This window comes from Bacillus taeanensis (genome assembly GCF_003318295.1).
Taxonomy (GTDB): domain Bacteria; phylum Bacillota; class Bacilli; order Bacillales; family UBA6769; genus Maribacillus; species Maribacillus taeanensis.
The window spans coordinates 1-19,880 of record NZ_QOCW01000009.1; the positions used below are offsets into that span (position 1 = coordinate 1).

Here is a 19,880-nt window from a genome sequence, read left to right on the forward strand (position 1 = left end):
GCGACAGCTTGAATCGTTTGGCTGTGCAGGGGATATAGACCTTTTACTTCCTTTTGAAGATCGCTTTTGGTGATCCATCCACCGCCAAGCCGGTAATAATAACGGGCGATTTGAACACAATCATTCCAAACAACGGCACAAAGACGGCGGATGTCAAACAACTTTTGAATGGCAGCAGCAGAAGCAGAAAACGGGACTTTCATCGTTCGATATATGGGTTTCACCTCCATGTCTTCATTTTATCATCAAGAACAAATGTTTGTATATGGGAAAATCTTATTATTTTTATTTCTGAATACCAAAACAAAAAAGCGCCATTCATCCCCCACCTAAAATGCCATCGAATTTTTGAGGAAGGGGACTTCTGGCTGAATTTCGTTAAAAGAACCTGTTTAGGTTACACCATAATCTTACAAATATCGTTTGTAAATTCGACCGGATCATTTACTGGTAATCCTTCAATAAGTAGTGCTTGATTGTACAATAAGTTTGTATAAAGCGCTAGTTTTTCCTTATCGTTTTCAAATGACGTTTTTAATGAGTGAAAGACTTCATGATTCACGTTAATTTCTAAAATTTTATCTGCTTTAATGTTTTGGTTATCAGGCATTGCTTGAAGGATTTTTTCCATTTCAATTGATACTTCGCCGTCAGATGCTAAACATACAGGATGATTTTTTAAGCGTTTTGAAACGCGAACATCTTTTACTTTTCCTGATAAAATGTTTTTCATTTCTTCAAACAGCTCTTTATTTTCCTTTTCTTCTGAAGCATCTTTTTCATTTTCTTCTGCTTCAATGCCTAAGTCACCGCTTGATACAGACTTGAATTCCTTTTCGTTATATTTCATTAACATTTTGATCGCAAATTCATCGATGTCTTCTGTGAAATATAAAATTTCATAGCCTTTATCAGCAACAAGCTCTGTTTGCGGAAGCTTTTCAATGCGTTCATGTGTATCTCCTGAAGCATAATAAATGTATTTTTGATCTTCAGGCATTCTTGATACATACTCCTCTAATGAGACAAGCTTCTTCTCTTTTGAAGAGTAAAACAGCAGTAAATCTTGCAGTTCTTCTTTATTAGCACCAAAGTCGCTGTACACACCATATTTTAGCTGTCTGCCAAATGAGTGATAGAATTTTTCATATTTCTCCCGCTCATTTTTCAGTAAGCTTTGCAGTTCATTTTTGATTTTTTTCTTAATATTTTTTGCGATTACTTTTAATTGTCGATCGTGCTGCAGCATTTCCCGTGAAATGTTGAGAGATAAGTCTTCTGAGTCGACCATTCCTTTTACAAAGCTAAAGTAATCTGGAAGTAAGTCAGCGCATTTATCCATAATTAACACACCGCTTGAATATAATTCTAAACCTTTTTCATATTCCTTTGTATAATAATCAAACGGCATGTTTTCCGGAATATAAAGAATCGCATTATATCTTACCGCACCGTCAACCTTAATATGAAGATGTTTTAACGGCTTATCAAACCCATAGTGTTTTTCTTTATAGAAGTTTTCGTAATCTTCATCTGTCAGCTCATTTTTATTTTTTCGCCAAATCGGCACCATGCTGTTAATGGTTTGTTCTTCTTGAACTTCTTCCCACTCGTTGTCCGTGCCTTCTTTAAGCTTTCTTTCTGTAACATCCATTTTAATTGGATAGCGGATAAAATCTGAATATTTTTTAATAATTGCTTTTAATCGGTATTCTTCTAGGTACTCATCAAAATTTTCATCTTCGGTATTTTCTTTTATTGTAAGTGTAATTTCTGTACCAACAGACGCTTTTTCACACGATTTAATTGTATATCCGTCAGCACCGTTTGATTCCCACTTGTACGCTTCATCGCTTCCTAACGCTTTTGTTGTAACCGCCACATTATCAGCGACCATGAACGCTGAATAAAACCCAACGCCGAACTGCCCGATAATATCATGACCGTCTTTTAATTCATTTTCATTTTTAAATGCGAAAGAGCCGCTTTTTGCGATCGTGCCTAGGTTATTTTCAAGCTCTTCTTTTGTCATACCGATTCCAGAATCTGAGATTGTTAATATTCTCTTCTCTTTATCAGCAGCCACTTTTATGTAGTAACTGTCCTTATCAAATGTTAAATTCTCATCTGTTAGTGCTTTGTAATAGATTTTGTCAATTGCATCACTCGCATTCGAAATTAACTCTCGTAAAAAGATTTCGCGGTGCGTATAAATGGAGTTAATCATCATTTCTAACAGTCTTTTTGATTCCGCTTTAAACTGCTTTTTTGCCATTAAGTATCGCTCCTTTCAATATATACAAGGGTAGTCACTGCATCACAGCAGAACATATGGTAATTGAGCGATTAGCACTCTCTAGCTTCAAGTGCTAATCCATTTATTTATTTACCATATACAATTTTCTCTGTCAATATGTTATTAGCGATAAAACAGATGAATCCTTTTTATCTAAATATTAAAAATAATTTTACATTTTATATTCTTACCGCTAGAATTAACCTTGAATAAAAATTACTAGCTTTTAAATAAAAAATAAGAACCTCATGTAAGGTTCTTATTGATCACATTTATGATTTTAAGATTTGTACTTTGACAGTTTTCTTTCCCCACTGCAATGCTTGTTTTTGTGAAGGGATAAATACATCAATTTTATTTCCTTTAATGGCACCGCCTTTGTCGCCTGCTACGGCATAGCCATAGCCTTCCACATATACTTTTGTGCCGAGTTTTATGACTTTAGGATCTACGGCAATCACTTTTAAATTAGGATTTTTCTTAAGGTTGATTCCTGTAGCCGTAATACCGGAACAGTTTTTGCAGTTTGCTGTGTAGGCCGTTGCTGTTACTGTTATTGTTTTTACAACTTGGTTTGATTGTGTTTTAACAGGTGCATCTGCTTTCACATTTGAAACAACTAATGTTTGATTTGGACGAATCGTATCTGATTTAAGATTGTTCCATTTTTTCAGGTTGCTGACAGAGGTGTTATGTTTTACCGCAATGCGGTATAACGTATCTCCGCTTTTAACTATGTATGTATTGGATGCTGCTGATGCTTCAAAGTGATTGAGTCCTAGGAGTAAAAATAAAGTGAAAATTGACGTTAATAGTATCTTTTTCAAAATGTTGTACCCCTTTACTTGTCGATACTATTAAAATAGCATACATATGTTACAGAATGATTTCAAAATTCTACAAGTTTAGTTACAAAACGATTTCATTTTGCATTTTTTTCTGCAACAAACTAGTAACTTCGTACTAAAAAGAAGAGGTAATCACCTCTTCTTTTTCTTCTTCAGTATGTACTTTTATTATCATAGCCTTATTTTAGAAATTTTGAAAACGCGCAAATGGCTGTATCTTCAAACATATCTGCCCGATTGATATGTCCTTTTGTTAAAATTCCTATTGTTCCTTCTTTTTTAGCGATATTTTGTTTTCCTGTCCATTCATCAATTACCGTGCCAAGCTCTTTTCCTTGGCGAACTCCTTTTGCAATGGATTCAGGAAGGAGAATGCGTATGCCGCCGCCGATATTTATCTCTCCATCAGCGTTTACAACCGCTCCCCAATTACATAAAAGCATTCCAAACGATGTTTCCTCAATACCTCCCTCTAAGCCAAATCCATAATCAAATTTTCCAGAAGCCATCACGGCTTTCGCGCGATTTATTGCTCCTGTGATTGTCTCATCATCAGAAAAAGGCTGATCTGCTACGCCGGATGAAACGTCAATCCCCGTTACCTGTACTTCACATCCCATTTTTTCAAATGCTGATTGAACAGCTTTCAGTTTTGTTGGATTTTTTGATCCGACTGCAATGTTCAACATCCTTTTATGCCTCCTATTTAAGAAAAAATCAAACCTATTATATCATTCATCCTTCTTCATTCGAAAATCCTTTTTATTTATTATAGATTCAATAACTTTCTTCATTCTTCATGTTAGAAAACTAATTTCCATAAAAGAAAATAATATCGTTTCTTCTAAAAACAAAAACTCCTTTTATCATTTTCTTTCATGATAAAAGGAGTTACAATTCAACAGTTCGTCTCTTCTTTTAATTCATTTAAAGTTCATAGATTTCAAGAAACTTTGTATTAAAATCACCTTCACCAAACTTTTCATGGTTTAATAGCTTTTGATGAAAAGGAATGGTTGTTTTAACTCCTTCGATAACAAATTCATTTAACGCACGCTTCATTCTCGCAATCGCTTCTTCACGAGAGGCGCCATATGTAATTAATTTTGCAACCATTGAATCATAAAACGGTGGAATGACGTAGCCTGGATAAACAGCAGAATCAACGCGAACTCCAAAACCGCCCGGCGGCAGGTACATTTCTACTTTTCCAGGTGACGGCATAAAGTTTTTATCGGGATCTTCTGCGTTAATGCGGCATTCAATCGCCCATCCGTTCAAGCTTATTTCATCTTGTGCAGCGGAAAGAGGTTCATGATTGGCAATTTTAATTTGTTCCTTGATTAAGTCGACTCCTGTTACCATTTCTGTTACAGGGTGTTCCACTTGAATGCGTGTATTCATTTCCATGAAATAAAATTTGCCGCTCTTGTCATAAATAAATTCAACTGTTCCTGCTCCAGAGTAATTAACAGCTTGAGCAGCCCTTACTGCTGCTTCTCCCATCTCGCTTCTTTTTTCCTCGTCAATTGCCGGTGATGGGGTTTCCTCTAACAATTTTTGCAGACGTCTTTGAATCGAGCAGTCTCGCTCACCTAAATGAATGACATTGCCATGATTATCGGCAAGAATTTGTATTTCAACATGACGGAAATCTTCAATATATTTTTCAATATAGACACCAGGATTTCCAAACGCTGTTGCTGCTTCCTGCTGTGTAATTTGAATGCCTTTTATTAATTCTTGTTCATTTTTAGCAACACGAATTCCTTTTCCACCGCCGCCTGCTGTTGCTTTAATAATAACGGGATAGCCGATCTCATCAGCGAGCTTCACAGCACTTTCTTTATTTTCAATAATCCCATTTGAACCGGGAACAATCGGGACTCCTGCTTCTTTCATCGTTTCACGGGCAATATCCTTAATTCCCATTCGATCGATTGCCTCTTTGCTTGGCCCGATGAACGTAATGTTACAGTCTTTACAAATCTCCGCAAAATCAGCGTTTTCCGCTAAAAATCCATACCCTGGATGAATCGCATCCACTCCAACTGATAATGCGACACTCATAATATTTGTAAAATTTAAATAGCTGTCTTTTGAGGATTTTGGTCCGATGCAGTAGCTTTCATCCGCTAACTGAACATGCAGCGCGTCTTGATCGGCTTCCGAATAAACAGCGACAGCCTCGATTCCTAATTCATGACATGCTCTAATAATTCGAACGGCAATTTCGCCGCGGTTTGCAATTAATATTTTTTTAATTCCCATTTTTATTCTCCTATTCTGGTTTTACTAAGAATAGCGGCTGACCATATTCAACAAGTTCTCCATTGTTTACAAGAACTTCGATAATTTCACCTTTCACATCAGCTTGAATGTCATTAAACATCTTCATTGCTTCTAACACACACAGAACCGTATCCTCTGCTACTTTATCTCCTACGTTTACATATGAAGGCTCTTCAGGTGAAGGAGAAGCATAAAACGTTCCTACCATTGGTGAAGTAATTTCATGAAAATGATTTTGTGTTTCTTCTGACTTATCTTGTTCTGGTTGAACTGCTGTTTCCTCTTGATAAACTTCTTTTACATCATTACCTTTAGAAGCAGCTTCCTTCAAGATTGGTTCAACTCCAGCTTTCTCCGCAGACTGCAAATTTTGATTTTTCACCCGCAAGCTAAAACCTTCATGCTCATAATGAACTTCATCAACCGTTGAACCGTTAACAAATTTAATAATTTCAATAATTTCATTTGATTTTAACATCTTAAAATCCCCTTTATTTTGATACCTTTTCTAAAATGCGAATCAATTTATCTCTTTGTTCATAAATTTCCTGCGCTTCTTCAACTGATACAGCTTTAAAACAAATTTGTGTACCTGGCAGTGCCTGCGCTAATAATGAAATATCGCTTGAGATCACGGTTGCAATCCGTGTATAACCGCCTGTTGTTTGGCGATCAGCCATTAAAATAATTGGATCACCACTTGCCGGAACTTGAATGCCGCCAAGCGGAATGGCTTCTGAAATAATATCAGCGGACGTTTTGTGTTCAATTTTCGGTCCTTTTAAACGATAGCCCATTCGATCTGACTGCTGTGTGACTTCATATGTTGAAGATAAAAAGGTTGAAATCGCTTCATCAGGAAAAGCGGAAAGGTGCGGTCCTAATACAACACGAACATCGACTTTTTTTTGATATGTTGGGATTTCATCAACATGAAGCGAGCGGCCGCTTTTCATAGGACGTTCTTCTACTCCATACAAAATATCGTCTTTTTGAAGCGCTCTTCCTTCCAATCCGCCAATTGCCGCTTTTAAGTACGTTGATTTACTTCCCATTACGCGCGGAACATCAAAACCGCCTGCCGTACTTAAATAAGCGCGAGCCCCTTCCTTCGGCTGACCAAATTCAATTTGCTGCCCTTTTTTAACAACAAAGCTTTTCCACATCCGCACTGTTTTTCCATTTACTTTCGGTGAAAGATTACCGCCGCAAATCGCAATCACTGTATCTTCTAATACTGTTAACGTTGGTCCCATTAATGTAATTTCAAGAACAGCTTCATTTTTCTTATTTCCAACAAGAAAATTGGCAATGTTCATTGAAAAAGGATCCATTGCACCAGATACAACAATTCCGAACTGCTGAAAACCAAGACGGCCGTTATCTTGAACTGTTGTTAAAAGTCCTGGCTTTTTCACTTGAAATAAAGGCTTAGACATTTTGTTCCACTCCAAAACCTTGAATTTTAATGTTTTCAGCTTGTAACCGTTCTCGTAATTTTCGAACAAAATTTAATGCTTCAGGCTCATCGCCATGCACACAGATTGTATCTGCTTGAATGTCGATATCTTCACCATTTACCGCTGTTACTTTTCCTTCTTTCACCATTCGAATTACGCGCTTTACAGCAAGATTGGCATCATGAATCATCGCATTCGGCTCTGTTCGTGAGGTCAGCGTTCCATCCGGCTGATATGTCCGGTCAGCAAACACTTCTTGAGCGACTTTTAAGCCTGCCTGCTCGCCTGCTTTCACTAATTCACTTCCTGCTAATCCAAATAAAATGAAGTTTGGATTTACCGCATAGACCGCTTTTGCGATTGCCTGGGAAATTTCTGGATTTTTTGAAGCGAGGTTATAAAGAGCGCCGTGCGGTTTTACATGCTGAATATTTGTACCATTCACACGCGCCGCCGCTTCTACTGCACCTACTTGATACACAACGAGATTAAAAATTTCCTCAGCTGACATCGCGATTTCACGGCGTCCAAATCCGCCTAGATCAGGAAAACCTGGATGTGCGCCAATTCCTACATCTAAAGAAGCCGCTTTTTTGACTGTATTCATCATGACGTTATAGTCTCCAGCATGAAAGCCGCAGGCAATATTGGCTGATGAAATATATTTTAAGACTTCTTCATCATTTCCGATCGTATAGGCACCAAAACTTTCTCCTAAATCACTATTTAAATCAACGAAACTCATTTCGATCAACTCCTTGCTTTTCAAAACAGTTTACTTCATATTCTCCACGCTGCACCGCTTTTTCAATCTCTACATAGTCATCTTTACTTATCGGCACAAACCGTAAATAATGTCCTGAAGATAATAGGATTGGGCTTGTACTGTTTGGATCATACAGCTTTATTGGTGTTTGACCGATAATTTGCCAGCCTCCTGGTGTTTCTAACGGATAAATGCCTGTTTGACTCCCTGCAATTCCGACAGATCCGGCTTCAATTTTTGGACGCGGATTTTCCCGTCTCGGTGTTTCAATGCGCTTATCCATTCCACCTAAATATGGAAAGCCCGGCACAAATCCCATCATATAAATCAAATAATCTTTGCTTGAATGGATGGAGATTACTTCTTCTTCACTTAACCCATTATGCTCTGCAACATAGGATAAGTCAGACCCTACTTCTCCACCATAGTAAGTAGGAATTTCAAAAATAAGAGAAGAGGATAATTCCGCTCCTCCTTGAAGCTTTTCATAAACAGCGCCAAGCTTGTCACACAACGTCTTATAAGAAATAACGTTGGGCTGATAAAAGATAGATAGTGTTGTATAAGCAGGCACCCATTCGATAATTCCATTAATAGGATGCTCTTCTAACTGTTCTGAGAACATTCTAATCGTTCGATTTGTTTCTTCTGAAATTTCGGTACCAAATAAAAGTTGAATGCCTGTATCTCCTAATGAAAAAAATTCAAGATTCACACGTGAGCCCCCTAACTTTTATGAGAATAGCTGTGGAATTTGATTCATTAACGTGACAACTGCTAAATAAGCTGTTGCGGCAAAAACTAATCCTCCAAAAATTGTTAACCAAACCGGATGTTTATAATCACCAACAATTGATTTTTTATGTGCAGCAACTAACATCGCGCCTAATGCAAGCGGTAAGATTAGCCCGTTAAACGCACCTGCTAAAATAAGTAACACAACTGGTTTTCCAATAAAAGTAAAGATAATTGTTGAAACGACTATAAATCCTATTGTAACCTTTGAGTGATTGCGGTCAACCTTTTCAGATAATGTTCGTAAAAATGAGACCGATGTATAGGCCGCACCAATTACAGATGTAATTCCTGCTGCCCACAATACTAAACCAAACATTTTATACCCAACTGCGCCTGCTGCCTCTTGGAAAACAGATGCCGGCGGGTTTGCTGGATCTAATGTAAACCCTGTTGCTACGACACCTAATACAGCAAGGAATAAGAAAATACGCATCACTGAAGCAATCAAAATACCTGTTACAGAACTTTTTGTCACTTGATGAAGATTTTCTTTTCCAGAAATTCCAGCATCAAGCAAGCGGTGTCCTCCGGCAAAAGTAATGTAACCGCCTACAGTTCCACCTACAAGTGTAATAATTGCAAATACATCAATCGTTTCTGGTGCAAACGTATGAATGACTGCATCTCCAACCGGCGGATTACTTTGAAAGGCAACATATAACGTAAGTAAAATCATCATACCGCCTAAGTAGCGGGCGATTTTATCCATCGCGATTCCAGCTTCTTTTGAAAGGAAAATACCAATTGTAATCACTCCTGTAATTACTGCCCCAAGACGAGGATCAATCCCAAATAATACGTTCATTCCAAGTCCTGCGCCGCCAACATTTCCAATATTAAATGCAAGACCCCCAAGTGCTACGGCAAATGCTAAAAAGTACCCTAAGCCTGGAAGAACCATGTTGGCAATATCTTGTCCTCTTTTTTTAGATACTGCAATAATTCTCCAAATATTTGCTTGTACGCCAATATCTAAAATAATCGACATTAAAATAACGAAGCCGAAGCTTGCTAATAACTGCTCTGTAAATACAGCTGTTTGCGTTAAAAATCCCGGACCAATGGCAGAAGAACCCATTAAGAACGCGGCTCCGAGTATCACGCTCCATTTACTTTTTGTTGGGATGTTTTCTTCTAAAGTAGGATATACCTTCTTATTTTCTAACCCCATAAAATAACCCCCTCATCGTGATTTATAAAAGTAATGATGTTTATGTTACTTCCTCCTTCTACGATATCACATAATTTTCAGATAATTTTAGTAGATTGCGCACAAAAAAATCGCCCAAATCGGGCGATTTCGCTCATGTTATTTCATATTTTTCAATTCGACGCTGCAGCGCATAGCGGCTAATTCCTAACAGCTTTGCTGCTTGAGTGATATTCCACTTTGATTCTTTAATCGCTTTTTCAATATATTTCTTTTCAATACGTTCGATATGATCTTCTAAAGAAAAATTTTCATCAAACAAAACGTCTTCTGTTTCATTTTCATTTCTATCATTATTTTCCACCGGCTGTAAAAAGTCAAGATGATGGGCAGAAAGTTCATTTTCTTGATGTAAAATCGCAAGTCGTTCAATCATATTTTTTAGCTCACGCACATTTCCCGGCCAAGCATAATTTAATAATCGTTTTTTCGCGTCATATTTTAGTAACGGTGGTTCCTTTCTCATTTGACTGTAAAACTCATTTAAAAAATGTTCTGTTAAGATGACAATGTCTTCATTTCGCTCTCGAAGCGGCGGCAGCTTCACTGGTACAACATTTAAGCGATAATAAAGATCAGAGCGAAATTCATTTTGTTGAATCATTTCTTCAAGTGAACGATTTGTTGCCGCAATCACGCGAACATTTACCTCGATATCATGAACACTTCCAATTCGTTTTATCTTTTTATCTTCTAAAAAACGAAGAAGCTTCACTTGAATATCCAGCGATAGATCACCAATTTCATCTAAAAAAAGGGTACCGCCGTCAGCCCACTCCATTAAACCAACTTTTTGTTCGAACTGAGTTGAAAAACTATTTTTTTCAACGCCAAACAATTCACTTTCAATAAGATCTCGCGGAATACTTGCACAGTTTACAGCAACAAATGGACCATCCTGACGTTTGCTTTTTTGATGAATGCTTCTTGCCACAAGCTCCTTGCCTATCCCTGTTTCTCCTCTTACTAAAACAGTCGTATCATTGCTTGCAGCGATTAAGGAAATTTTAGATTTTAATTCTTTCATTTGATCGCTTTCGCCGATCATTTTCACTAATCTTGTGCGCCGCTCTTCTTCCCGATAACGTTCTACTTCTTTTTCTAAATGATGATGCTTGCTCCATTTTTCAATCGTAATTTTTAATTCTTCAAGTTCAAATGGTTTTGTTAAATAATCAAATGCCCCTTCTTTAATCGCTCTTACCGCTGTTTTTGCCTCTCCATAAGCGGTTAACATGATCACCGCCAAATCTGGATAACGTTCTTTTATTTGATGTAAGGCATCAAGTCCATTTCCATCAGGCAAACGAATATCTAACAAAAGAATGTGCGGGCTAAACTGCTCTAAAAGATTCCATCCTTCTGCTAGAGAAGCGCCTGTTTGCACTTCGTATCCTTCATCCTCTAAAAACAGCTGCAATGAAAGCCGTAATGTTGTTTCATCATCAACGATTAAAATTTTAACTGCCATTTCGTTCACTCCCCTCTCCAATAGGAAATGCAATTGAAAATGTTGTTCCTTTTCCTTTTTGACTGCTTACATCAATTTCTCCTTTATTTTGAACAACAAGCTGATGAACAACAGAAAGTCCTAAGCCTGTCCCTTCAGAGCGTGTTGTAAAAAAAGGATCAAATATTTTTTTAATCACACTTTCTTCCATTCCAATGCCTGTATCTGATAGTAACATCACCACTTCATTGCCTTTTTGTTTGCTTGATATAGAAAGCTCTCCGCCATTTGGCATCGCATTCATTCCATTGATCATGACATTTAATAAAATTTGTCGAAGCTGATCGCGATCAACCATGATTTCATAATGATTTTCCTCATGATAAAGGGTTATGTTTTTTTCTTTTGCGATTCTCTTCATTAATAGAAAAACAGACGTGACCACTTCATCAAGGTCCACCCTTTGAGGATTCGAGCCAAGCGGCCGTGAAAACTGCAGTAAATTTGTAATAATTTTATTGACGCGATCAATTTCTGCTAACATATTTTCAGCAAGCATCAGATGATCCTTACTTAACGCAAGTCTGCGCATTAATAATTCTGTTGTTGTTTTAATGCCAGCGAGCGGATTTCGGATTTCATGAGCAATACCAGAAGCCATCTCTCCTAATGAAGCTAAACGAGACATGCGTTCCACCCGCTGTTCCAGCTTTCTTCGCTGTGTAATATTTTCAAATGTAATAAGATCGCGATGCATTCCTTCTATATCTTCTAGTGATCGATAGTTTACCGCATAATAAACCATTTCTTCATCCGTTTGGAAATGCCATATTTCTTCATGTCTTTTCTTTGATTCATAACTCGTTAATGTTTCTACTTTTTCTTTCAAAAAAGCATTTTCTTTCATCATCTTTTTCGCAGCTTCATTATAAATCGATTCCGCTCCTTCAATCACCAGCACCATGCCAACATGAACACTATTTAAAATCGTTTCATTCAGCAGCTTCATCTTCTCAATTTCGTGATTGCGTTTATCTAATCTTTCGACCATCTCTGTTAACGAAGAGGCCAAGATACCAATTTCATCTTTACGGTCTTTTTTAATGTCAGGATCCTTTACCTTTTCACCTTTACTGATTTGCCTGCAAAAAGCAGCTAAGTTTTTAATCGGCTTTGAAAGATGATAAGAAAAAAGGATCGTGAGCTGTACGGCAATGATGCTCGTAATGATGCTGATTAACAGTGTATATTTTTGAATATCAGGAAGAGAACCGGAAAAAACCGAAAATTGAATTGGAACATACAACTGCCAATTCCAAGATGAAAGCTCTTTTGTAAGGACGATACTTTCTTTAAAAAAGCTTGTATTCTGCTCGTTTCTATTTAACCAGTCCAAATGCTCTTGATTAATTTTCATTCCTTGATATGTCATTTCACCGTTTTCATCTTCAACATATAACCCATCTATTTCATTCATCATCATTTTAAGAAATGATTTTGCTTGGCTTTCCGTAATTCCTCCTTCATTTACTTCTTTATCAAGTCTTAAGGCATAGTGCTCGATGCTTGCAAGATTTTTGTTGATCGCTGCTTGTTTCAGATGTTTATCTGATTGATAGCTCGACCACATCGAGACAACACCGATAATTAAGATTGGAAGCAGTACAATCATTAAAAAAGGGATTAATATTTTACGTTCAATTGAATGACCCATTAGCTGTCACTCCCCCTTTTTTTAAAAAACAGTAAACCTGCCATTACGATTGAGGGCAGAACTGGATGATAAATGTGCTGCATCTCACTTGGTATAAGAAGAAATGCAAGAATATAAGTGATGAGGCCTCCAAATGTAGACAAAATCGCATTCTCTTTATGTACATTTGAGTAAAGCCCGCCATATAAAGGAAATAATAAGGAAGCCGCAATAATCCCCCATATATGACCGCTAAACTCGACAATCCCTTTTGGTGGGGTAAAGGAAATAATTAAAGAAAGTGTAGCAAATAAAAAAATCATCCAGCGCGTCCATGAAAGAATTTTTTGATTCGCTGCTTTTTTTCCGCTTAACGGCAGTTTAATATCATAAATAATGCTGCTTGCCATAATTAATAACTGCGAGTTAGCTGTCGAGATCGCAGCAGCGACAATACTAATTAACAGCAAACCTTTCCACGGGGTTTGGAGTAAATACGCAATCACATATGCATAAATTTCATCGGTGCTTTCTAAATGAAGAGTTGGCTCGAGCACTCTAGAGCCGATCCCGATTATAAAAATAGAAACATACACAATTACAAGAAAGATAATACTTGCCGCAATCATTTTCCATGCAATTTGTTTTGAACGAGCTGATAAAATTCTTACCGCATATTGCGGATTTGCCGCAACACCAAGCCCTAATGAAAAGAATGCACTTAACAGTGCCCAAAAAGATAAACCACCTTCAGGAAAAAGAGCCATATAAGAATCAGAAATCACTTCTCGTTTTTCGTAAGCGGAGACAGATGTAAAGAGCTGCGATAATCCCCCTACCTCCCTGACGATAAAGACAGCACCAAGCACAGCGCCTAACAGGATCAGACAAAAATGAAAAATATCAGTACGGGCAACAGAATGAAGTCCGCCAAACGTTGTATATAATACAAATAAATAAATTAAAAATACGCTCACTGTATAAGGAATTTCAAGCATTTGACTAACGACAATTCCAAACCCGCGAATTTGAATGACCACATATAACATATAACTAAAGCTTATAATGATTCCAATCCAAATTTGTAAAAGCTTCGAATCATAACGAACAAGGAAAAATTCCGGAACGGTTACGAGTTCATACTTATAAAGTTTAGTAGAAAGAAAAAGAAGGCCAATAATCCCAAGCAGCCAAGCGAGTGCTGTTGTCCAAATGACAGCTAAACCATTTTCATAAATTAAACCTGGCAGCCCTAATATGGAAGCCGCACTAAACCAAGTTGCACCAAAAGAAGCAATGCTCGGAATTAACGGAAGGTTGCGCCCCGCTAAAAAGTAGCCTGTTAACTCATCTGTTTTATCAAAACCATGCTTTCCTAACACTAAAATCGCAATGGTATAAATTAAGAAAAAACCTAAAAACAGCAGTTCATTCATTACGCCTCTCCTTTCATTCTGTTTCCGCCTCATGTTTTGTAGGTTTTATTATATACAAAATCTCCACATTGAACTAGGTTTCGTTCATGTGGAGAACAATTTAGTATTCTCAAAAATCACGTTTATGAAGAGATTGTTTATACTATGGGGGAAGATTACTGGTTTATGTTTAAGTGTATTGACTTTCTTCATCACGCATTGTTGTTTGATAGAAAGTTAAAGTTGAGGCGATTTTATAAAGATGGTGTTCGTCAACCCATAACACAAAGTAATTGTAAGTGGTACCTTGGATTAGAACAGGATGTGGATACTTTACGATTAAGGCTGCCTGTCTCATCATTTCTGCGGGTTGATCAGGAGAAGGGAAAATAAAACATGCTTCTTGGTGCTGAATTCGTGTTTTAAAAATACGCGGCATGGATCCGTATGGCATTAATTGATGGAATGCTTCTCCTCGGCATACCTCCTCAATGTTTTCTCCTGCTGAAACAGCTGAAACTTGAAGAAATCCATCACTACCTTGATATCTCTCATCGTTTACTTTTTGCCAGTGCGGTGGATAGTAAAATTGAACTTTGTAGACTGGATTCTTATAAGTTCTTTTGGAGCAATCGATGCGGAAAGAAGGTGACCATTGGAGAGACAGAATTGTAACTCCTTGAATGAGCGAAATCGAGACAGGATAAGCAAGATCAATCATCCGCATTTCGTTCGCAAATTCCTGTTCCGTGCAACCAGAAAGATAGGCAATTCTTCTTCCATCTGGGGACCATGTAACAGGAGATGCAAAACAAGTAGAGAATGCCCATATTCGATCGTTTTCTCCCCGCCGCCCTACTGTTCTAATTTGCGAATAATAGCCCCTTCTCTCGTCATATGCGGTGGCACTATATACAATATAGAGAGAATTAGGAGACCATTTCGGAAAATAGTTTTTGGCGAGCGGTCCTCCTTTTACCTCAAAAACATTGCCTGTTGAAATCTCTACAGTGTAAATGATTGAAATACTGGCACCTGGCGTTGTATAAAGCGCAAATGTACCATCGGGAGATAACTGCACATCATGAAGTGGTCCATTCGTATTGCCTGTTATTTGCTGTTTTCCTGTTCCATCTATCCTCATGCGAAACAGTTGACTAATCCCTAGGACACCTGGTGCTTGAAACAGCAGTTCCACACCGCTTGGAAACCACTGCACATCAGATGAATGAGACTGCTTAATTTTTTGAGCTCGGTGGGACATGACGTTATAAAGAATAATGTGGTTTTGTTTTGTATACGCTATTTTTTTACTGTCGGACGACCAATTCAAACTGAAATCTGCGCCTTCGTCCAATTGATCAATACAAGCAATTGAACCAGTGATTACAGAAATAACATAAAGGAATCTATTTTTTCCTACAAAAGCGATTTTTCTGCTGTCCGGTGACCATAACGGAACTGAAAATGAATCCCCTAATCCATTTGTCTGCTGAACATTCGCTCTATTTCTTAGATTATACAGCCAAATATCATAATACCCGCCACGATCAGCTGTATAAGCAATGAAACCTCTATCAAGAGAAAGACCGTATGGAACTGCTGGTCTCACTTCAGGAAAAGTTTGATAAGAAGACTGCATGACTATCACATCCTCATTCTTTTATTATGACTTAATGTCTTTTTAGAGTTTGATGAACCATCCTTTTCATCGATAAAATGGTCGTTTTCTTGTACCGCACCGCTAGAAGCAGTACTTTGATTTGTTGAGGTCGCGATAACTTACTGAAGCGGGGCTCCTGCTTTAAAAAGGCACGAACGATCGACCAGCTTTTCGGCAGCATCGGAAAGTCATCGAGTGTTTTCTTTTTACATAAACGATGAAGCCGCGCTTTTATTCCTGAAGAAGTGCTTTCATCAACAATACACGGAGCATATATATTTTTTGTATGTTTTCTAAGGTACTCGAAGCGATCAACTCCGCTTAGAATGGTATAGCTGCCGTCTTTGCTATTTTTTTTAACAACTAAAATATGCATGCAATCCCACATCAAGCTTTGAAGCTTCTTAATGTGACCCGTAATCTTTAACGATAAATCAGGCTTGATCTTACTCAATGGTATATACCGAACCGTCAATTTCATAGGCACCCTCTCCCCGCTTTATTAAATGGGTAACTCTCTTATTTGTAACAGGATTTCTAAAGTTCGCGTTATACGGATTGATAGATCAATAATAATTCCCTCTGATTCCATTCTTTTTCGCATTATATGAATAAAATGGGCTGTTGGTACATATGGAAATAGGATGAAATCAACTTGAGGAATGTTTAGAACACGTTCAAGCGGGAATTCCATCTATTGAGAAGATTTGAATTCTACAGTTATTAGAGGAGGTGAAGTTTGTGTCATTCGCTAATTTTGATGAAGTAAAGGAAGTTTGCCGAAGAATGGAAAAATATAAGTTATCAGACTTAGAGATTGATGCTAGAAAAATCGATGCTAGGAGACTATCAGAATATCTTTATGCACAATCGAAAAAGAAACGCGACGACCTTAATTAAGTTACTTTGATTTGAAACATTTCTATAAATAATTGATAAGGGCCTTACTGTATACAGTAAGGCCCTTATCAATTATTTATCATTCACTACTACATATGTCGCTTTAATAGGTCCATGAACTCCGACTACTAAGTTCATTTCAATATCAGCCGAGTTGCTTGGTCCTGTTATAAAATTTACACAAGAAGCAACCTCTTCCCCGTTGTTAATCTTCTCATGAATTTCATCAGCTGCTTGAGTGATTCTCGGTATAATAGTGCTTTTAGGAATGATTGCAATGTATGTAGTCGGAAGTAAACTTACAGAACGCCCTTTGTCATTGTCGCTAAACAAAACAACAGTACCCGATTCGGCAAGTGTTTTATCACTGAAAGTAATGCCTACATTTGCTCGTTCTGCTAATTCAATATTTTCATTTCCAATGGATGGATCCCATACGTTCACTTCAATTTGTTCACGGGGCCACTCATCATTTAGTAAACCGCTAAGCCCACATTCAGCAAACCGGTCATCATTCCACGTAATAACAGGTCCGCCGCCATAATTTGTGACAACGTTTTTTAGTGTCTGTACTAAATCGAATGACGTTGTCTCAACAAAATCAGTTTGAATTCGCTGACATTGCTTTTTTAATACATCCATAAGCTCGTCTTGTGAAAGTCCGCGAAAAACTTCCCATTGCGGTTGATGCTTCCATTCCGGTCTCGTTACCCCTTCTGTTCTTCTGTCACGGCCAAGATTCGCTGCAAGTTTGTTTAAAAATTTTTCTCGGTTTTGAATCGTCCCTGCTGTCATGATTTAACCCCTCCTTTGCCACGCTTTTTAAACCAGTCACGAAATCGCTCTTTATCAGGAGCTGGAAACTCTCGAATATCTGTCCATGCCTTAAGCGGACCAGGTCCCTTGGAAATTTTATTATTCACTGTAAAAGGATTCATTGCAGTCGGCGATAACTTTGAACCTAAATTATAAAGCGATGGTGAAGCTGATCCAAGTCCAAAGGCCTTCATCGCCAGTTTTTCAGAAATTGGCGCTTTTCCCTCCCGTTCAACAATTACCTGCCGATGCTTATGAAGCAATTCGTGAAGCGGAATTTTAACTGGACATACATCTGTACAGGCGCCGCATAGTGTTGACGCGTACGGCAGTTCTTTATAATCTTCATAACCTCCAAGAAGAGGAGAAAGCACAGCGCCAATTGGTCCAGAATAAATTGAACCGTATGAATGACCGCCTACATGACGATAAATGGGACAAACGTTCACACATGCCGCACAACGAATGCACTGTAAAATAGATTGAAATTCTGTACCTATTATTTTGGAGCGTCCATTGTCAACAATAACAACATGAAATTCTTCAGGGCCATCCACATCGCCTTCCTGCTTAGGACCTGTTAATGCTGTTACATAACTTGTTAACTTTTGGCCTACAGCACTTCTTGTCAACAAGCTTACTAATACTTCAAATTCGGCAAACGTCGGGACAATACGCTCCATTCCCATTACCGTAATTTGTGTTTTTGGAAGGGATGATACAAGTCTTGCATTTCCTTCATTTGTCACAAGGCTAATCGATCCCGATTCTGCGATTGCAAAGTTACAGCCTGTAATCCCAATATCCGCCGCTAAAAACTCCTTCCGCAGCATTTCTCTTGCATGTAGTGCAAGTTCTTCAGGTTTTTCTGTTTTTGTATATGCTAATTTTTCTTTGAATACGTCGCGAATTTGCTCTTTATTTTTATGAAGGGCAGGCGTGACAATATGTGAAGGGGGATCATGGTCATCAACTTGTAAAATATACTCTCCAAGATCTGTCTCAATCACTTCACAGCCCTGTTCTTCTAAACAAGCATTCATATTAATTTCTTCCGTTACCATCGATTTAGACTTAACGACTTTCTTTCCATTCTTTTTTTGAATCACATTTTTAATATACTCGTTTGCCTCATCAGGAGTTTCAGCAAAAAAGACATGTCCTCCTCGTTCTGCCACCTTTTCACTAAACTGCATTAAATAATAATCAAGGTTTTCAAGGGTATGTTGACGAATTTCTTCTCCAAGATTACGCCATTCTTCCCAATTGCCAAGTTCCTCCGTAGAGTCAATACGTCTAGTGCTAAGCCGTTCTTGCGCACCTGCTACTGCACCGCGCATAAACGTATTATTAATGCCATTATCAACACGCTCTTTAAATCCTTCCGTTCCGATTTTCATCGCCATCGGTGACCCTCTCCTTTTCTATCAGCTGTTCAATACTTCGGCAATATGCAGCACCTTAATTGGCTTTCCTTTCCGTTCAATTCGCCCGCCAATATTCATTAAGCAGCCGCAATCAGCGCCGATTAAATAGTCTGCTTCCGTTTCTTCAATACTCCTAACCTTCTCATCTACCATTTGCTCTGAGATATTGCCCATTTTCACAGAAAATGTTCCTCCAAATCCGCAGCAATTATGGCTGTTTGGCAGTGGAATGTATTCTAATCCTTCTACATTTTCTAGCAGCTTTGTAGGCGCTTCTTTTACACCTAATAATCGAGTCATATGACAGGATTTATGATATGTTGCTTTTCCATTAAGCTTTGCTCCTACATTTTCTACTTTTAGCACATCAACAATAAATTGCGTCAGTTCATACGTTTTGTTAGCAAGATTAAACGCCCGATCCTCCCACACATGATCACCCGCAAATACATGAGGATATTCACGAAACATTGTCGCGCAAGAACCTGAAGGGGTTACAACATACTCTGCATTTTCAAACGTTTGGATCATTCGTTTCATCGCTTCTTTTGATTCTTTCACATAGCCGCTGTTATAAGCCGGTTGGCCGCAGCAAGTTTGTGTTTCTGGAAATTCGACTTCACAGCCTAATTTTTCAAGCAGTTCAACAGCTGCTCTCCCAGCTCCTGTTTGGAACATATCTACTAAACAAGTAACAAATAATGTTACTTTCATCATTATCCCCCCTGTACCAATATAGAAAACGCTTTCTATTATCAATTTAATATAAAGCTCATCATTAGTCAACTGGTCATCTGATGACTTAAAAATAAAATATAAACTGAGCCGCATAACTTGTTTTCTTAC

The 19,880-nt window shown here is 38.0% G+C and carries 18 protein-coding genes and 1 pseudogene; 1 reads left to right on the plus strand and 18 read right to left on the minus strand.

Features of this window, described 5'->3' with window-relative positions; genetic code table 11:
• The 15 genes and pseudogenes from DS031_RS10040 to DS031_RS10110 all read right to left on the minus strand — a co-directional run.
• Nucleotides 1-224: pseudogene (locus DS031_RS10040) on the minus strand (RNA-guided endonuclease InsQ/TnpB family protein); the annotation flags it as partial.
• A 173-nt stretch (nucleotides 225-397) separates the two neighbouring features.
• A complete protein-coding gene (htpG, locus tag DS031_RS10045; protein ID WP_113805946.1) occupies nucleotides 398-2,275 on the minus strand; it encodes a molecular chaperone HtpG in 1,878 nt (625 codons plus the stop codon).
• Between the two features lie 293 nt (nucleotides 2,276-2,568).
• Nucleotides 2,569-3,123, minus strand: coding sequence for a 3D domain-containing protein (locus DS031_RS10050; protein ID WP_113805947.1), 555 nt, complete (start codon nucleotides 3,121-3,123; stop codon nucleotides 2,569-2,571).
• A 200-nt stretch (nucleotides 3,124-3,323) separates the two neighbouring features.
• Entirely contained in the window at nucleotides 3,324-3,833 is a 510-nt protein-coding gene (yjjX, locus tag DS031_RS10055; RefSeq protein ID WP_113805948.1) for an inosine/xanthosine triphosphatase, read from the minus strand.
• A gap of 238 nt (nucleotides 3,834-4,071) precedes the next feature.
• Complete coding sequence (gene accC, locus DS031_RS10060; protein WP_113805949.1) at nucleotides 4,072-5,415, minus strand: acetyl-CoA carboxylase biotin carboxylase subunit; 1,344 nt, start codon at nucleotides 5,413-5,415, stop codon at nucleotides 4,072-4,074.
• Nucleotides 5,416-5,425: 10 nt separating this feature from the next.
• On the minus strand, nucleotides 5,426-5,914 hold the full coding sequence (accB, locus tag DS031_RS10065) for an acetyl-CoA carboxylase biotin carboxyl carrier protein (RefSeq protein WP_113805950.1): 489 nt from the start codon (nucleotides 5,912-5,914) through the stop codon (nucleotides 5,426-5,428).
• 13 nt (nucleotides 5,915-5,927) lie between these two features.
• The gene (locus DS031_RS10070; RefSeq protein ID WP_113805951.1) at nucleotides 5,928-6,875 is read right to left on the minus strand and encodes a 5-oxoprolinase subunit C family protein; all 948 of its coding nucleotides are present in this window, start codon (nucleotides 6,873-6,875) and stop codon (nucleotides 5,928-5,930) included.
• Nucleotides 6,868-7,641, minus strand: coding sequence for a LamB/YcsF family protein (locus tag DS031_RS10075; RefSeq protein WP_113805952.1), 774 nt, complete (start codon nucleotides 7,639-7,641; stop codon nucleotides 6,868-6,870). The genes DS031_RS10070 and DS031_RS10075 overlap by 8 nt, the downstream gene beginning before the upstream one ends.
• Nucleotides 7,628-8,377: a 5-oxoprolinase subunit PxpB gene (gene pxpB, locus DS031_RS10080; RefSeq protein ID WP_113805953.1), complete on the minus strand. Its 750-nt coding sequence runs from the start codon at nucleotides 8,375-8,377 to the stop codon at nucleotides 7,628-7,630. Before pxpB ends, DS031_RS10075 begins: the two co-directional genes overlap by 14 nt.
• 18 nt (nucleotides 8,378-8,395) lie before the next feature.
• Nucleotides 8,396-9,631, minus strand: coding sequence for an NRAMP family divalent metal transporter (locus tag DS031_RS10085; RefSeq protein ID WP_113805954.1), 1,236 nt, complete (start codon nucleotides 9,629-9,631; stop codon nucleotides 8,396-8,398).
• 133 nt (nucleotides 9,632-9,764) lie between these two features.
• A complete protein-coding gene (locus DS031_RS10090; RefSeq protein ID WP_113805955.1) occupies nucleotides 9,765-11,141 on the minus strand; it encodes a sigma-54-dependent transcriptional regulator in 1,377 nt (458 codons plus the stop codon).
• Nucleotides 11,131-12,834, minus strand: coding sequence for a sensor histidine kinase (locus DS031_RS10095; RefSeq protein ID WP_113805956.1), 1,704 nt, complete (start codon nucleotides 12,832-12,834; stop codon nucleotides 11,131-11,133). The genes DS031_RS10090 and DS031_RS10095 overlap by 11 nt, the downstream gene beginning before the upstream one ends.
• A complete protein-coding gene (locus DS031_RS10100; RefSeq protein WP_181833094.1) occupies nucleotides 12,834-14,249 on the minus strand; it encodes a sodium:solute symporter family protein in 1,416 nt (471 codons plus the stop codon). The genes DS031_RS10095 and DS031_RS10100 overlap by 1 nt, the downstream gene beginning before the upstream one ends.
• A gap of 169 nt (nucleotides 14,250-14,418) precedes the next feature.
• Nucleotides 14,419-15,870, minus strand: a complete 1,452-nt coding sequence (locus tag DS031_RS10105) for a TolB family protein (RefSeq protein ID WP_113805958.1) — start codon at nucleotides 15,868-15,870, stop codon at nucleotides 14,419-14,421.
• 31 nt (nucleotides 15,871-15,901) lie between these two features.
• Nucleotides 15,902-16,372, minus strand: a complete 471-nt coding sequence (locus tag DS031_RS10110; RefSeq protein WP_113805959.1) for a hypothetical protein — start codon at nucleotides 16,370-16,372, stop codon at nucleotides 15,902-15,904.
• Nucleotides 16,373-16,632: 260 nt separating this feature from the next.
• Between DS031_RS10110 and DS031_RS23610 the strand changes: the two genes are divergently transcribed.
• Nucleotides 16,633-16,791: a hypothetical protein gene (locus DS031_RS23610; RefSeq protein ID WP_181833095.1), complete on the plus strand. Its 159-nt coding sequence runs from the start codon at nucleotides 16,633-16,635 to the stop codon at nucleotides 16,789-16,791.
• A 72-nt stretch (nucleotides 16,792-16,863) separates the two neighbouring features.
• Here DS031_RS23610 and DS031_RS10115 read toward each other — a convergent pair whose 3' ends face one another.
• From DS031_RS10115 to DS031_RS10125, 3 genes are read right to left on the minus strand one after another with little or no spacing between them, the layout of a single operon-like run.
• Entirely contained in the window at nucleotides 16,864-17,586 is a 723-nt protein-coding gene (locus DS031_RS10115) for a LutC/YkgG family protein (protein WP_113805960.1), read from the minus strand.
• The gene (locus DS031_RS10120; protein WP_113805961.1) at nucleotides 17,583-19,013 is read right to left on the minus strand and encodes a LutB/LldF family L-lactate oxidation iron-sulfur protein; all 1,431 of its coding nucleotides are present in this window, start codon (nucleotides 19,011-19,013) and stop codon (nucleotides 17,583-17,585) included. The genes DS031_RS10115 and DS031_RS10120 overlap by 4 nt, the downstream gene beginning before the upstream one ends.
• 21 nt (nucleotides 19,014-19,034) lie before the next feature.
• Nucleotides 19,035-19,748 carry a (Fe-S)-binding protein gene (locus DS031_RS10125; RefSeq protein ID WP_113805962.1) on the minus strand — a complete coding sequence of 238 codons (714 nt, stop codon included), beginning with the start codon at nucleotides 19,746-19,748 and terminating at the stop codon, nucleotides 19,035-19,037.
• Between the last annotated feature and the right edge of the window lie 132 nt (nucleotides 19,749-19,880).